At 29.7% G+C, this 15,456-nt stretch carries 15 protein-coding genes; 12 read left to right on the top strand and 3 right to left on the bottom strand.

Going from position 1 to position 15,456, the window contains the following annotated elements; all coding sequences use genetic code 11:
• The first annotated feature begins 403 nt into the window (after positions 1–403).
• The 7 genes from C7U55_RS00450 (at position 404) to C7U55_RS00480 (ending at position 9,466) form a co-directional block, all read left to right on the top strand.
• Complete coding sequence (locus tag C7U55_RS00450; RefSeq protein WP_106986854.1) at positions 404–817, top strand: GNAT family N-acetyltransferase; 414 nt, start codon at positions 404–406, stop codon at positions 815–817.
• Positions 814–1,941, top strand: coding sequence for an exonuclease SbcCD subunit D (locus C7U55_RS00455; protein WP_106986855.1), 1,128 nt, complete (start codon positions 814–816; stop codon positions 1,939–1,941). The genes C7U55_RS00450 and C7U55_RS00455 overlap by 4 nt, the downstream gene beginning before the upstream one ends.
• Complete coding sequence (locus tag C7U55_RS00460; protein WP_162297377.1) at positions 1,928–4,939, top strand: AAA family ATPase; 3,012 nt, start codon at positions 1,928–1,930, stop codon at positions 4,937–4,939. The genes C7U55_RS00455 and C7U55_RS00460 overlap by 14 nt, the downstream gene beginning before the upstream one ends.
• A 60-nt stretch (positions 4,940–4,999) precedes the next feature.
• Positions 5,000–6,439: a proline--tRNA ligase gene (gene proS, locus C7U55_RS00465; RefSeq protein ID WP_106986857.1), complete on the top strand. Its 1,440-nt coding sequence runs from the start codon at positions 5,000–5,002 to the stop codon at positions 6,437–6,439.
• 101 nt (positions 6,440–6,540) lie between these two features.
• Complete coding sequence (locus tag C7U55_RS00470) at positions 6,541–6,960, top strand: MarR family winged helix-turn-helix transcriptional regulator (protein ID WP_162297378.1); 420 nt, start codon at positions 6,541–6,543, stop codon at positions 6,958–6,960.
• On the top strand, positions 6,953–8,299 hold the full coding sequence (locus C7U55_RS00475; protein ID WP_106986859.1) for an MATE family efflux transporter: 1,347 nt from the start codon (positions 6,953–6,955) through the stop codon (positions 8,297–8,299). The genes C7U55_RS00470 and C7U55_RS00475 overlap by 8 nt, the downstream gene beginning before the upstream one ends.
• Positions 8,300–8,539: 240 nt before the next feature.
• On the top strand, positions 8,540–9,466 hold the full coding sequence (locus C7U55_RS00480) for an Rpn family recombination-promoting nuclease/putative transposase (protein WP_162297379.1): 927 nt from the start codon (positions 8,540–8,542) through the stop codon (positions 9,464–9,466).
• 55 nt (positions 9,467–9,521) lie between these two features.
• Here C7U55_RS00480 and C7U55_RS00485 read toward each other — a convergent pair whose 3' ends face one another.
• Positions 9,522–10,130 carry a peptidylprolyl isomerase gene (locus tag C7U55_RS00485; protein ID WP_106986861.1) on the bottom strand — a complete coding sequence of 203 codons (609 nt, stop codon included), beginning with the start codon at positions 10,128–10,130 and terminating at the stop codon, positions 9,522–9,524.
• A 100-nt stretch (positions 10,131–10,230) separates the two neighbouring features.
• On the opposite strand from C7U55_RS00485, the gene C7U55_RS00490 reads away from it, so the two are divergent.
• The 4 genes from C7U55_RS00490 to C7U55_RS00505 are packed head-to-tail and all read left to right on the top strand — an operon-like array spanning position 10,231 to position 12,894.
• The gene (locus tag C7U55_RS00490) at positions 10,231–11,049 is read left to right on the top strand and encodes a pyridoxamine kinase (protein ID WP_106986862.1); all 819 of its coding nucleotides are present in this window, start codon (positions 10,231–10,233) and stop codon (positions 11,047–11,049) included.
• 1 nt (position 11,050) lies between these two features.
• Entirely contained in the window at positions 11,051–11,695 is a 645-nt protein-coding gene (locus C7U55_RS00495) for a TatD family nuclease-associated radical SAM protein (protein ID WP_106986863.1), read from the top strand.
• Positions 11,696–11,710: 15 nt separating this feature from the next.
• The gene (locus C7U55_RS00500) at positions 11,711–12,445 is read left to right on the top strand and encodes a tyrosine-protein phosphatase (RefSeq protein WP_106986864.1); all 735 of its coding nucleotides are present in this window, start codon (positions 11,711–11,713) and stop codon (positions 12,443–12,445) included.
• A gap of 47 nt (positions 12,446–12,492) precedes the next feature.
• Entirely contained in the window at positions 12,493–12,894 is a 402-nt protein-coding gene (locus tag C7U55_RS00505; RefSeq protein WP_106986865.1) for an MG284/MPN403 family protein, read from the top strand.
• On the opposite strand, the gene C7U55_RS00510 is transcribed toward C7U55_RS00505, so the two are convergent.
• Positions 12,872–13,330 carry a TspO/MBR family protein gene (locus C7U55_RS00510; RefSeq protein ID WP_106986866.1) on the bottom strand — a complete coding sequence of 153 codons (459 nt, stop codon included), beginning with the start codon at positions 13,328–13,330 and terminating at the stop codon, positions 12,872–12,874. The genes C7U55_RS00505 and C7U55_RS00510 overlap by 23 nt on opposite strands.
• A gap of 112 nt (positions 13,331–13,442) precedes the next feature.
• On the opposite strand from C7U55_RS00510, the gene C7U55_RS00515 reads away from it, so the two are divergent.
• Complete coding sequence (locus C7U55_RS00515) at positions 13,443–14,192, top strand: exodeoxyribonuclease III (RefSeq protein ID WP_106986867.1); 750 nt, start codon at positions 13,443–13,445, stop codon at positions 14,190–14,192.
• Between the two features lie 127 nt (positions 14,193–14,319).
• Here C7U55_RS00515 and C7U55_RS00520 read toward each other — a convergent pair whose 3' ends face one another.
• On the bottom strand, positions 14,320–15,450 hold the full coding sequence (locus C7U55_RS00520; protein ID WP_106986868.1) for a glycerate kinase: 1,131 nt from the start codon (positions 15,448–15,450) through the stop codon (positions 14,320–14,322).
• Between the last annotated feature and the right edge of the window lie 6 nt (positions 15,451–15,456).

Below are 15,456 nucleotides of genomic sequence, written 5' to 3' on the forward strand. Positions count from 1 at the left end.
TCTATTATTTTATCAAATAATGAAGGTGTTTACTATGATGTAAAATTAACTATGTTATATTAGATTTTATAACTTTAGAAGTATATTATTTCATTTTGAATAAAAATAGAGATTGTATGAATATTATTTTTGTGGAAGAAGTCTATATTTAGGATTATAAACTTAATTTAATAGAATAGATAATTTTTTGAATGTTTATTAAACATTCAAAATCTTACGAAAAACAATATACGGAAATCTTCGATAAGTTATTAAATGATGATTGTTTAGATGGAATAAAGAAAACAATTGAAAAATAGAGTGCAAAAGCACTTTTTCTTTTACAAGGAAAATAATGGAGTTTAAATGGATTGTTTTGTTAAAATATAGATATATAAATGATACAATAGAGGTAGGTGATTTTATGAGATTAGAGTTATTAAGTTATGAAAATACAAATTTACTGCCTGGATGGAAGCCTTATTTTATTTATTTAATTATGGTGGATCATCAAGAAGTAGGACGTATTATTTTAAGAGAGGGAAGTAGCTTAGAAAGATATTATGATGGACACATTGGTTATTCGATAGAAGAAGAATATCGAGGACATCATTATAGTCGTGAGGCATGTTTGTTGTTGTTTGAGATTGCTAAGGAAAAAGGATTTAAAGAATTGATGATTAGTTGTTCTCCTGAAAATTTAGCTAGTAGAAAGATTATTGAATCATTGCCTTTTCATTATGTAGAAACAAAGACAGTACCTAAGGAGTTAAGAAAATACTTTGATCAAGATGATTATGTTAAAAGAATTTATCGATTAAATTTGGAGGAATTATGAAATTTATACATTTAGCGGATCTCCATTTAGGAAAGATCATTTATCAAAATAATTTAATAGATATTCAAGAAGATTTATTAAATCAAGTCATTGATTATATGAATGATCAAGACATTGATGTCTTAGTGATTGCTGGGGATATTTATGATCGAGCAGTTGCCTCAAGAGAAAGTATTACCTTATTGAATACTTTTTTATCAAAATTGATTTTAAAGTATCATAAAAAAGTATTAATGATCACCGGTAATCATGATAGTAGTGAACGTTTAAATTTTGCAACTTCTTTACTTGTAGATCAAGGGCTTTATATTGTTTGTTATCCTGAAAAAGAAATAAAACCGATTATTATTGAAGGTGTTTATTTTTATTTGGTTCCTTTCTTTAAACCTTCTTATATACGTTATTTGTATGAAAATGATGATTTAAAAACATATCAAGATGCTTTTGCTTATTATTTGAATCAACAAACCTTTGTGGAAGATCATTCAAAAGTTTTAGTAACCCATCAATTTATTGCCGGAAATAAAGAGGTCGTAAGAAGTGAAAGTGAAGTTATCTTATCAGTAGGTGGCAGTGAAATCATTGATGTAGATTTATGCAAAGGTTTTGATTATGTTGCTTTAGGACATATTCATGCGAGTCAAAAAATTAAATATGACTATGTACGTTATGCAGGAAGTCTTATGAAATATTCGTTTGATGAAGTCAATCAAGTCAAAGGCATGGTAGAAGTAACTATTGATGAAAAGGGAGTATGTAGTAAAATTATTCCTTTGAAACCTAAAAGAGATTTAATAAAACTTACAGGTAAGTATGAAGCTGTACTTCATTATCCTAATAATGAAAATGATTTTATAGCGGTAGAACTTTTAGATAAACAAATGATAGGTCATGGTTATGAACGTTTAAAAGAAAAATATCCACATTTATTACAGCTTACATACAAGAAGTTAGATATAAAAGGAGAAAATCATACAGCTTCATCCTTAGATATGGATAAAAACAGTCCATTAGATATTTTTAAAGAATTTTACGAAAAAATGAAGGGAGAAGAAATGGATTCAAAAAGTCAAGAAATCATTGAAGAACTACTAGAGGAGGATGCTCTATATGATGCCCATTAATTTAACCTTATCTGCCTTTGGTCCTTATCCAAATCAAATCAACATCAATTTTGAATCTTTTCAAGAAGATGGCCTGTTTTTAATTACAGGTCCTACCGGCAGTGGAAAAACCATGATTTTTGATGCTTTGATTTTTGCTTTATATGGTAAAACCAGTGGGCAAATGCGTCAAAGTGATAGTTTAAGATGTGATCATGCTTTAAATGAAATTCCAACTTTTGTTGAGTTGACATTTTCTTTACACCAACAAATTTATACAATTAAACGAAGTCCTAAGTATTATTTAGAAGGAAAGAAAACACCAAAACAACCCACTGCACTTTTAACTTTACCAGATGGTAAAATGGTTGAAGGAGTTAAAGAAGTGACAAGTAAAGTTATTTCTTTACTTGGCATTGATGAGCATCAATTTAAACAAATTGTGATGATTGCTCAAGGAGAATTTACTCAATTGATTATGGCTTCAAGTGATGAAAGAGAAAAAGTATTAAGAGAGTTATTTCATAGTGAAGTTTATCAAAGAATCGAAGAAAAGCTAAAAGAACGTTTAAAAACATATCAAGATCAATACTCTTTATTACTTAATAAAAGAAAAGATTATCAAGAAGAATTAAATATCGAAGAAGATGGAGATGTCTATCTTGAGCGAAAAAGAAAAATAATTCAAGAACTGGAAACAAGAATTCAAAAACAAGAAAAACAAAAAGAAGAACTTAACCAACAAATACAACTTTATCATCTTCAAAATCAACGTTTACAAAATTTAAAAGAAAACAAAAAACGTTATCAAGACTTAATTTTACAAGAAAAAGATTATCAAAAGCTCTTTAAAAAAATTCAATTACTTAAAAAAGCTAAAGAAACAAATTATGACTATCTTTCTTTAAAACAACAAGAAGCAAAAATCAATCAAATGAAAAACAAACGGGAAGAAACGTTACAAAAATATCAAACATTAGAAAAAGAGAGTCAAGTTCTTGAACAAAAATATCAAACATTGTCTTTAAAACAACAAGAAAATCAACAACTTTTTAAACAAATCCAAGAACAAAAACAATTAATTGAAGCTGTCTTACAATATCAGCACTATTATCAAAACTTACAAGAATTAAAACAAACATATCATCAACTCAAAAAAGAAAATACGTTGTTCAACCAAAAAAAAGAAAAACTACAAACATCCATTGAAAGAGACTTAGAAACGATTCAAAGTGAAAAACAAATCGAAACAACATGTAAATTACTACAACAAGATTATCAAAAAATAAATAATCAAAAAATTAAAATACATCAACTCTCTCAATACTATGATGAACTCTTACAAGCTATAGAAAAAAGAAGTGATTTACAAGAAGAATATGTTCATCTTGAAAAAGAAGTAGATGATCAAAGAAAACATTACCAACAATTAGAAAAACTCTATTTCAGAAAACAAGCAGGAATCTTTGCAAGTCAATTAAAAGACAATGAACCTTGTCCTATTTGTGGTTCCTTGTATCATCCTCATCCTGCTTTACTTGAAAAAGAAGATATTTCTAAAGAAAAATTGGATCAACAAAAGAAAGTTGTAACACGCTTTGAAAACAAACTTCAAGAACATGTACAACAGCTTCTTCTACAAAAACAAAAAATAGAGATGAAACAGCAACAAATCAAACAACTTTCTACTGAATTAGAAATAGAAGATGTGGATAAAGAAAGTTTTATTAAAGCTTTAGATGTTATCTCTAAAGATGAAAAGGAAATGAAGAAAAAATATCTTCAATATCAAGATGAGCTTAAATATATTCAAAAGCTTAAAAAGAGTGTTGAACTTTCACAAAAAGATATGGTTGTTTATCTTCAAAAGGAAGAAAAACAAAAACATCAACTTGAACAGCTTCAAATACAAATTCATCAGCTTTCTGGAAAACTTGATGATACCAAAAAAGTTTATGAAATGAATCAACTTCAAGATCAGCTACTAGAATTTGAAAGAAGTTATCAAGAAAAAATAAAAGAAGTAGAAGATCTTCAAAATAAATATACAAAGTATAAAGATTTATCTATTCAATTACAAACCCAAATTAAAAGTGATCAACAACATGTTTCTTTAGAACAAAAGCAACTAGATTTATTTAATAAAAATTATCAAGAACATCTAAAATCTTTTAAAGATGAAGAAGAATTTCTTCATTTAAAAGAAGAAATTGATCAACTTAGTCAAAAGGAAAAAAGTTATCAAGATTATCAAATGACTCTTAATTCATTGAAGCAACAAATCACTTCTTTAGAAGACGAAGTGAAAGACACAAAAGAAATAGATTTTTCTTCTTTAGAAAAACAACTTATTGAATTACAGGAAAAACTTAAACAAAATCAAGAAATCTATGAACAAGAAAAAATCAACTTTACACTTAAAGAAAAATTGATTCATCAAATTGAAACCATTAATAAAAAACTTGAAAAAGATGAAGAAATTTATCAAAGATATTTAGATCTTTATAATCTTTCAAGTGGTAAAAATGAAGCACGTGTTTCTTTAGAAAGATATGTTTTAGCGACGTATTTTGAACATATGTTGCTTTATGCGAATCGTATTTTTAAACAATTGACACAAGGAAGATATCAATTGATTCGTAAAGATGAAGCAGAAAAAGGAAGAAAGCAACAAGGTTTAGAATTAGATGTATTTGACCAAGAAAGTGGACAACTTAGAGGAATTAAGACACTTTCAGGGGGAGAATCTTTTAAAGCGGCTTTATCACTTGCTTTAGGTCTTTCAAGAATGATTCAAGAATATGCAGGAGGTATTGAACTCAATACGCTCTTTATTGATGAAGGATTTGGTTCTTTAGATAGCCAATCATTAGATCAGGCAATGAATTGTTTGATGGAACTTCATCAAGATAATAAGCTTATTGGGATTATTTCGCATGTTAGTGAACTGAAAGATCGCATTGATCGTCAAATTATTGTAGATAGAAAACAAAAACAAAGCGTGATTCATGTGAGATAACCTTGCGTGTTTGACGTTTCTATAGTAAAATAGAAAAGCATTTATGAGGAGGCAAAAAAGATGGCAAATAACAAGAAAAATGATGCAATTACAGCTAGAGATGTTGACTTTGCTAAGTGGTATACAGATGTATGTCGTAAAGCGGAATTAATGGATTATAGCGGTGTGAAAGGATTTATTATTTATCGTCCGTATGGTTATGCAATGTGGGAACAAATTCAAAAACATATGGATAAAAAATTTAAAGAATTAGGACATGAAAATGTTTATATGCCGATGTTGATCCCTCAATCTTTATTACAAAAAGAAGCTGATCACGTAGAAGGATTTGCGCCAGAATGTGCAGTTGTTACAAAAGGTGGATTGGATGATTTAGAAGAAAACTTAGTGATTCGTCCAACATCAGAAACTTTATTTTGTGAACACTATGCAAAAATTGTAAATTCTTATCGTGATTTACCAAAATTATATAATCAATGGTGTTCCGTTGTTCGTTGGGAAAAGACAACAAGACCATTTTTACGTGGTTCTGAATTCTTATGGCAAGAAGGTCATACAATTCATGCAACAGAAGAAGAAGCAAGAAAAGAAACTTTACAAATGTTAGAAGTGTATCGTTCAACAGCACAAGATCTACTTGCAATTCCAATGGTTACTGGACGTAAAACTGAAAGTGAAAAATTTGCAGGGGCTGAAGAAACATATACAATGGAAGCTTTAATGCATGACGGAAAAGCTTTACAATCAGGAACATCACATTATTTTGGCCAAGGATTCGCCAAAGCATTTGATGTTAAATTCTTAAATAAAGATAATAAACAAGAATATGTTTATCAAACTTCTTGGGGAGCATCAACACGTTTATTAGGTGCAATTATTATGGTTCATGGGGATGATAATGGACTTGTATTACCACCAAGAGTGGCACCAATTCAAGTTATGATTGTTCCAGTTATGCAACATAAAGAAGGGGTTTTAGATAAAGCTTACGAATTAGAAGCACAATTAAAAGCAGCTGGATTACGTGTTAAAGTAGATGCAAGTGATAAAACACCAGGTTATAAATTTGCGGATGCTGAAATGAGAGGAATTCCTGTAAGACTTGAAATTGGTCCTAAGGACATTGAAAAAGGACAATGTGTTATCGCTAAAAGATTAGATGGTTCTAAAGAAACTTATGCTTTAGACGATGATTTAGGTTCAAAAATTCATACTTTATTAGATCAAATTCATGATGAAATGTATGCAAAGGCTTTAAAATTTAGAGATGAAAATATTAGAACAGCACATACTTATGATGAATTTAAAGAAATTCTAGAAACAAAAGCAGGATATATTCGTATGATGTGGTGTGAAGATGATGCTTGTGAAGCAAAAATTAAAGAAGACACAGGTGCCACATCAAGATGTATTAAAGAAGATGAAGAACCATTTGGTGATGTTTGTCCAATCTGTGGAAAACCAGCTAAAAAAGTAGTTTACTTTGCAAAAGCTTATTAAAAGTATATTTTATAGTCCACTACTCAATTGAGAAGTGGGCTTTTTTCTTGACAAAAAATAGAAAATCATTTATCGTTGATATGTCAACGGTAGGAGGGACTATGAATCTAGCACGTTTAATTTCTACAGTACATAATCAAAAAAATAGTTATATGAATGGTTATTTAAAAGCACTTGGTTTATCTCATGGACAAGCGATTACTCTTAAAATTATCCATGAAGAAAACTGTATTAAACAAGATGATTTAAATAAAAGATTACAAATTGATAAAAGTGCCGTCACACGCATTTTAAAGACATTAGAAGAAAAAGGATTAATTGTTAAAACAAGATGTGAAGATGATAAAAGAAATCAACATATTGTTTTAACGGATGAAGGAAAAAAACTTTATCCTTCTATTAAACAAATTGTTTTACAAACAGCAAATGAAATGTTGGAGGGAATTGATGAAAACCAACAAAAACAATTGGAAAAATTATTATTAAAGATGAAAAAAAATTTGGAGGGAAAAGATGAATAAGAGTGATAAAATGGGAACCAAAAAAATTCTACCTCTTCTTGTAGAATTTTCGATACCTGCGATTATTGGGATGTTGGTTAATGCCATCTATAATATTGTCGATCGTATGTTTATTGGCAATGCTCCTGAACTTGGATCTGTTGGCTTAGCGGGAATTAGTATATGCTATCCTGTAACACTTGTTTTAATGGCTATTTCTTTAATGATTGGTATGGGTGGCGCTACACGTTTTTCCATCGCCTTAGGACAAGGTAAAAAAGAAGATGCAGGAATGTATATGGGAAATGGATTGACACTTACGATTATTTTAGGATTGATTTTCATGATCTTAGGAAACTTATTTCTTGATCCAATGTTAAAAGTATTAGGTGCTTCTAAAACCGTACTTCCATATGCAGAAAGTTATTTAAGTATTATTTTATACGGAGCAGTTTTTCAATGTGTGGCAATGGCTGGAAATAACTTTTCTAGAGCACAAGGAAATCCTAAAAATGCGATGATTTCTCAATTGATAGGAGCTGGTTTTAATATTCTATTTGATTATATTTTAATTTGTATTTTTCATATGGGAATGGAAGGTGCTGCTCTTGCAACAATTGGAGGGCAACTTTTAAGTGCTCTTTGGCAACTTGCCTTCTTATTTGGCAAAAGAACGCTTATTACTTTAAATATGTCTTTATTAAAACTTAACTTCTCTGTTTCAAAACAAATTATTCAAACAGGAATTCCAGCATTTTTAATGCAAATGTCGAATAGTGTTTTAAATATTATTCTCAATGCTTCTCTTGTTAAATATGGTGGAGATTTAGCTCTTAGTGCTATTGGTATTGTTACAAGTATTCAAACATTGATTCTTATGCCAATTACGGGATTGATGCAAGGACAACAACCATTGATTTCGTATAACTTTGGAGCAAGAAAGATAGACCGTGTCAAAGAAACTTTAAAATATGCAATTGTTGGAGCAACGGTTATTGCTGGTATCGGATTTATTGCGGTACAGTTTTTTACTAAAAATATTGTTTATCTATTTAATAATGAAGAAGATGTTGTTGCTTTATGTAGTCATGCTTTGCATATTTGGTTTATTTGTTTACCAGTCATCGGCGCACAAATTATGTGTGCTAACTATTTTCAAGCAATTGGTAAAATTAAGATTTCAAGTGTATTAAATCTTTTAAGACAAGTAATTATTTTAATTCCATGTATTCTTATTTTATCAACAATCTTTGGTTTAGATGGTATTTTTATGGCAGTACCGATTGCAGATTTTTCAGCGTTTGTGATAACGATTGTTTTATTAAGTTGTTCTTTAAAAAAAGAAATAAAAATGAGTTAATGATATGAACTGATTTCATATCATTTTTTTTGGACTAAGCATCCATTGAAGAAGAAAAAAAGGAAAGCTAAAATAATGATAGATAAAAATTAAATTGCCATGGTTAGAAAACACACAAATTGTCTTTGATAACATGGTACAATAACATCAGAAAAACTCCTTATAAATATGATAAACAATACAAACAAAAAGCGATGTATGAAACCTTAATAAAAAAAAATTATATAAGGAGGAAAGATGATGTGCATTAAAGAAAGAAATGTTAGTGACAGTACCTGTAAAAAACTACTTAGAGATAAAGGATGTTTTGCAGATCTTTGTAATTATGCTTTTTTTCAAGGAAGACAGGTCATTCAACCTGAAGAACTTGTTTCAAGAGAAAATGATCTGTCGACCTTGATAGGAAAGGTCGATAAGCCAACAGAGATCAAAAGATATCGAGATGTGGTAAGAAAAGCAAGTATTCATGGAGAGTATGTGATTATTGGAGTTGAACATCAAAGTACTTTTGATGAAAAAATGATCTTTCGCATACTCAACTATGATGCAACGATTTATATCAATCAGGTTGAAAGTAAACAAGAAGTCTATCCAGTAGGAAGCTTTGTGTTCTATACGGGAGATAAAGAATGGAAATCACCAGAAACATTGAAAGAAACATTGAAAAATATTCCACCAGAGATGGAACCTTATATCAATGATTGGAGATTACCTGTTGTCGAACTTAAAACAATAGATGCAAGAAAACTTATCAATCAACGATTAAAAGAAATTGTAGAAATCAGTCAAAGCATGTTTGCAGGAAATTATGATGATTTAAGAAACAATCGTAAAATCGAAATAGAAAACTTCATGATGGCGGCAACATTTACACGTACGAAAATTAAAAGAGAAGATTTACCAGAAGGAGATGAAATCAACATGTGTGAAGCAATGGACAGATTATTTCAAAGATTTGAAAATCAAGGAATGGAAAAAGGAAAAATAATAGGATTTGAAAAAGGAAAATCAGACACTTTAAAAGAACAACTTAAAGTAAAACTAGGAACCTTATCAAGACCTTTAGAAAAACAACTTACAAATACATCGCTAGAAAAACTAAATGAACTTACATTAAATATATTTAATGTAACAAGTGAAGAAGATGTTTTAAGAATTATTAATTAAAAAGAAAGCTGATTGAAGGATGTTTTATTTCAATCAGCTTTTTCATATAAAAATCTTATTTAATTTTTTGACAACGAATTGATTCGATGACAGGTTGATTTTCTTTTGCGACAGTTCCATTATTATCTTCAACTTGAACATCATCACAAATTTTATCAACAATATCCATACCTTCATAAACATAACCAAAAACAGCATATTGACCATCTAAATGAGAAGCTGTTTTTTGAACAATGAAGAATTGAGAAGAAGCACTATCATTATCTTGACTTCTTGCCATAGAAAGGGCACCACGTGTATGTTTTAAAGGATTTTCAACACCATTATCAGAGAATTCTCCTTTAATTGTTTCCTCGCTTCCACCTGTACCATCTCCGTTAGGATCGCCACCTTGAATCATAAAATCTTTAATGATTCGATGGAAAGTTAAACCATCGTAGAAATGATTCTTACAAAGATTTACAAAGTTTGTAACAGTAATTGGTGCGGTATCTGCATCAATTTCAGCATAAATTGTTCCATAATCTTTTATTTTAATTTCTACTTGGTAATTTCCTTTTAATGTTTTTGTTTTTTTTGTTTTTTCTGTTGTTTTACTTGAAGAACATCCAACAAGAGAAACAACAGTTAATAAAACAAAAAAGACTTTCATCCATTTTTTCATTTATTTCACCTCGTCTCTATTATAACAAAGATGTTTTATGAAAAAAAGGTACTCAAGTAAAGGTCAATATGTTAAAATACTTGAAAGAGGAAGTAGAAAAATGAGAGAAAAAAGAATTGTATTAGTGAATGATGTTACCGGTTTGTCACGTTGTTCAGTAGCTTGTCAATTACCAATCATTTCTTCTATGGGGATTGAAACAGCTTTTGTACCAACGGCAATCTTATCGATTAACACGTATCATAAAGATTTTTTCTTTGATGATTATACATCAAAGATGAAAGATTACATTGAAACATATAAAAAAATGAATATTGATTTTGATGGTATTTGCAGCGGCTTTTTGGGATCTGCGAAACAAATTGAAATTGTTAAAGAATTTTTCAAAGATTTTAAAACAGATAAAAATTTTATTTTAGTTGATCCTGTGATGGGTGACCATGGAAAACTCTATCCAACTTATACGCAAGAGATGCAAGAAAAGATGCGAGAATTAATGCCTTATGCGACAATTGTCACACCTAATTTAACAGAGCTTTGTGCTTTGATTGATGAAACATATCATGAAACAACGTATAAGGAAGAACTTTCAAGAATGTGTCAAAAATTGAGTCAAATGGGTCCACAATATATTGTCGTGACAGGAATTTCTGTTGACGATCAAATCTTAAATTTCATATATGATCATGGGCATATTGAAATGCTTTATGTAAAACGTATAGGAGAAGATCGTAGTGGTACAGGAGATGTCATTTCAGCAGTCATTGCGGGAAGTTATTTAAAAGGGGAGAGCTTTTTAGAAGCAGTTAGAAAATCAACAGACTTTGCTTCAAAATGTATTCAACATTCTGTTGATATTGATGCACATCCACATATGGGATTATGTTTTGAACCATTATTAAAAGAATTGGGGGATTAAGATGATTTTATACACATTATATAAAAATAGTTATATTGATATTGCACATTTAGAATCAACAAAAGGAATTACATGTTATGTGAATTCTACAAATCGTTGTACGTGTTCGTGTACTTTTTGTTTAAGACAAACAAAAGAAATGATTGAAAATAATTCATTATGGTTAAAAAAAGAACCAACTGTTGAAGAAATTAAAGCGGAATTTGATAAGTATGATTTAAACGATTTTAAAGAAGTCGTTTTCTGTGGATTTGGTGAACCGCTTATGCGCCATGATGATTTAATGCAAGTAGCGAAATACTTAAAGGAAAGAAGATCGGATTTACCAACACGTGTTAATACCAATGGGCTTTCTTCTCTTTATAATAAAAGAGATATTACACCTGAATTTAAAGGTTTATTGGATACGGTTTCAATTAGTTTAAATACAAGTAATAAAGAAGAATATTATAAACTTACACGTAGCCAATATGGAATTGACTCTTTTGATGAGCTTTTAGATTTTGCGAAAAAATGTAAACCTTATGTTTCTAAAGTTGTTTTAACAGTTGTTGATACGACAATACCGCCAGAAGAAATTGAACAATGTCAAGAAATCGCTGATAAAATTGGGGTTACTTTACGTGTAAGACCCTTTGAAAGTTAGAAAGGAATTAAACATATGATGCAATTATCACGTGAAGAGAGAATGCTTCACATAGGAAAAATGACAAATGTTAGAGATCTAGGGGGATATGAAACGCAAGAAGGATATTATACAAAATCACATAAATTTGTAAGAAGTACTTGTCCAAGTGGAATTAGTGAGGATTTAAAAGAAAAATTTTATGACTATGGTATTCGTACCGTTATTGATTTAAGAAGTGATTATGAACTCGTTCATCAACCTCATAGTTTAAAAGATTATAAAGATATGGAATATTATCATATCAATTTATTACAAAATGAAAATATGTCTGTTTTACCAGATGATATTAAAGATTATCAAGATTTAAGTGGTTTTTATATTTTTATGATTGAAGCTAATAAGAAACAATTTAAAAAGGTATTTGAAATCCTTCTAAATCATCCTTATGATTGTACACTTTTTAATTGTTCTGCAGGAAAAGATCGTACTGGAGTTCTTGCTTGTTTACTTTTAGATCTTGCGGGATGTCATGAATATGATATCGTGAAAGACTATTCAGAGTCTTATGAAAATAACATGAAAATGATGAAACAACTTGAAGAAATGTTGCCAAAGGAAGAAGAAAAATTCTTAGGTTCAGATCCTCGTGTGATGATGCGTTTTTTAGCGTATTTAAGAGAACAATATGGAAGTAGTAAAGGATATTTATTAAATATTGGTCTAGATGAAGATCAAATAGAAGAAATTAAAGAAAATTTCATAATTTAGAAGAAAAAATGCCTCCACATGACGAATAAATAAGTGGAGGTATTTTTATGAAAGCAATCACTTATAAAGAAAAAAAAGAAGAATTAGAAAAGATATTTAGAGGATATCATCAAGCACAAATGAAATTACAATATTTAAAGGAAAAAAGCTATTATCCAAGTATTCAAATGGATACCATACGAGAAAGAAAAAGCTATTATCAAGATAAAGGAACACAGTGGATTGATTCTCTTTATAGCAAAGAAGAATTAGAAAAAGCAATTCAATCTTATGAATTTATTTTAAGTTGTTTAAGTGAAGAGAGTCGGCGTATTATTGAAAAAGATTTTCTCTACAAAGATAAAAAAGATTGGTGGGTTTTGTACTATTCTAGAAGTACATATTATCGTTTGAAAACAAGAGCGATGGAAGAAATTTTATACTATTTTAATTGTTTAGAAAGATCATGAAATTTAAATAGAAGGCAAAAAAGAGCCAAAAAAGATAAGAAAGGTTTAAATAGAAAGCCATAATATTTATATCTTTAAAGGTATAAAGCATGTAGATGACGGAAATAATTAAGATTATTAATATTAAAAGAGATAAGAAATAATTTTGTAGATTAAAGAAAAAAAGAGGCCAGGTAAAATTAACTAGTAATTGAAAGCCACAAAGAATCAATGCCTTTTCTTTACTAGATGAATGACTTTGGACAATAAGATAACTTGAAAAACCCATTAAAAGATAAAAAATTGTCCAAACAATAGGAAAAAGCCATACAGGTGGATAAAAAAGAGGTTTATTTAAGGTTTCATATAAAGCTATGGAATCTTTTGTGAGAAAACTACTTAATCCACCTACAAGTAAAGAAATTAAAAGACAAAGAATCAATGTTTTTTTATTCATAGTATCACCTAATTAATTATATCCTTAAATCATTTTAATATGCTTCTTGCATATATATTATTGGAAAACATGTGATATAATAAATTTATCTGTTAGAAAAAGAGGAAAAAATATGAAATTAGTAAGTTGGAATGTTAATGGAATACGTGCTTGCCTGCAAAAAGGGTTTTTAGAAAGCTTTAAACAATTAGATGCGGATATCTTTTGTGTACAAGAAACAAAAATGCAAGAAGGACAAGCAGATATAGCTATTGAAGGCTATTATCATTATTTAAATAGTGCTGTAAAAAAGGGCTATAGTGGAACACTTATTTATACCAAAAGGAAACCAATACATGTTTTTTATGGGATGAACAAAGAAGAACATGATCAAGAAGGACGTTTGATAAGTTTAGAATTTGAAGATTATTATGTCATTACGTGTTATACACCTAATAGTCAAAATGAGCTTAAACGTTTGGATTATCGTCAAGTTTGGGAAGATGATTTTTTAGAATATTTACTTTCACTTGATAAACCAATTATTTTATGTGGAGATTTGAATGTTGCTCATCAAGAAATTGATTTAAAAAATCCAAAGGCAAATCGTAAAAATGCAGGATTTAGTGATGAAGAAAGAGCGAAGATGACACAACTTTTAAGTCATGGTTTTATTGATACCTATCGTTATTTATATCCTGATGTAGAAGGGGTGTATTCATGGTGGTCTTATCGTTTTAAAGCGAGAGAAAAAAATGCAGGGTGGCGCATTGACTATTTTATCGTTAGTGATTGTTTAAAAGATAAGATTCAAGAAGCCACAATTGAAACAACAATTATGGGAAGTGATCATTGTCCAGTGACACTTACAATTGGTTTATAGGAGGTGGAGTATGCTTATTGAAGCTGTTTATTTATCACCGCTTGTTTCTTTTTCAATTATTGCCCTTGTTATTGTTTTTTCAATTTTCGGGTATTTTTATACAAAAACAAAATATTAAAAATGCGCTTTAAAAGCGCATTTTTTGTCCTAATTGAATACTTCTTGCTAAACGGAAAGCAGCTTTGTAAACATTGACTTTCGCATTTTCTAAAGCCTCATCAATGTCACAACAATGATCTACACAACTTTCAATAGTTGTAATGAAATCATAAATATCTCCTACTGAACTTCCAATAGAGCCAACAATACAAACGGTTTCAATTCCTTGTTTTTTTGCTCTTTTAGCGACACCTGTTGGGACTTTTCCATACATTGATTGATGATCGATACGTCCTTCACCACTAATAACAAGATCACAATCTTTGATGACATTATCAAAATCTACAATATCTAAAACTGTTTCAATACCACTTTGTAAATGAGCTTTTAAAAAAGTCATTAAACCAAAACCTAAACCACCTGCAGCACCAGAGCCAGGGAAAAGGCTATAGTCTTCATAGCCTTCTTGAAGACAAATATCTACTAAATGTAAAAGCCCTTGGTCTAAAAAAATGATATCTTCTTTTGTGGCACCTTTTTGTGGACCGTAAATAGCACTCGCTCCATCTTTTCCACAAAGTGGATTAGAAACATCACACATAACAATGATTTTTGTTTCTTTGATTCTTGGATCTAGATTTGTAGAATCTATCTTTTTGATAAAAGGAAGATTTGCGGGAATTGGTTCTAGGGCTTTATTATTTTTATCTAAAAAACGTATTCCTAGATAATGGGCCATGCCTAAACCACCATCATTGGTTGCTGAACCTCCAATACCTAAATAGATTTGACGACATCCACGATTGAGGGCATCTTCAATTAATTCACCTGTTCCAATGGTATTCGCTTCTCTAATTCTTTTTTCTTTAACTAAAGGAAGCCCAGAAGCACTAGCCATTTCAATAATCGCAAAATTATCTATAAGCCCATAACTGGCTTCAATTTCTTCATTGAGAGCATTATGACAAGCTATTGAAATATATTTTCCATTTAATGATTCAACGATTGCTTGAACGGTTCCTTCACCACCATCTGCCATCGATAGGGTTTTAAAAGAAATATCCTCAAAAACTTCTTTAAAACCTTTTTGGATATATTTAGATACTTCCAAGGAAGATAAACTTCCTTTATAAGAATCACTCGCAATTAATATTTTCATAAAAAC

This window comes from Faecalibacillus faecis (assembly GCF_003024675.1).
GTDB lineage: Bacteria > Bacillota_I > Bacilli_A > Erysipelotrichales > Coprobacillaceae > Faecalibacillus > Faecalibacillus faecis.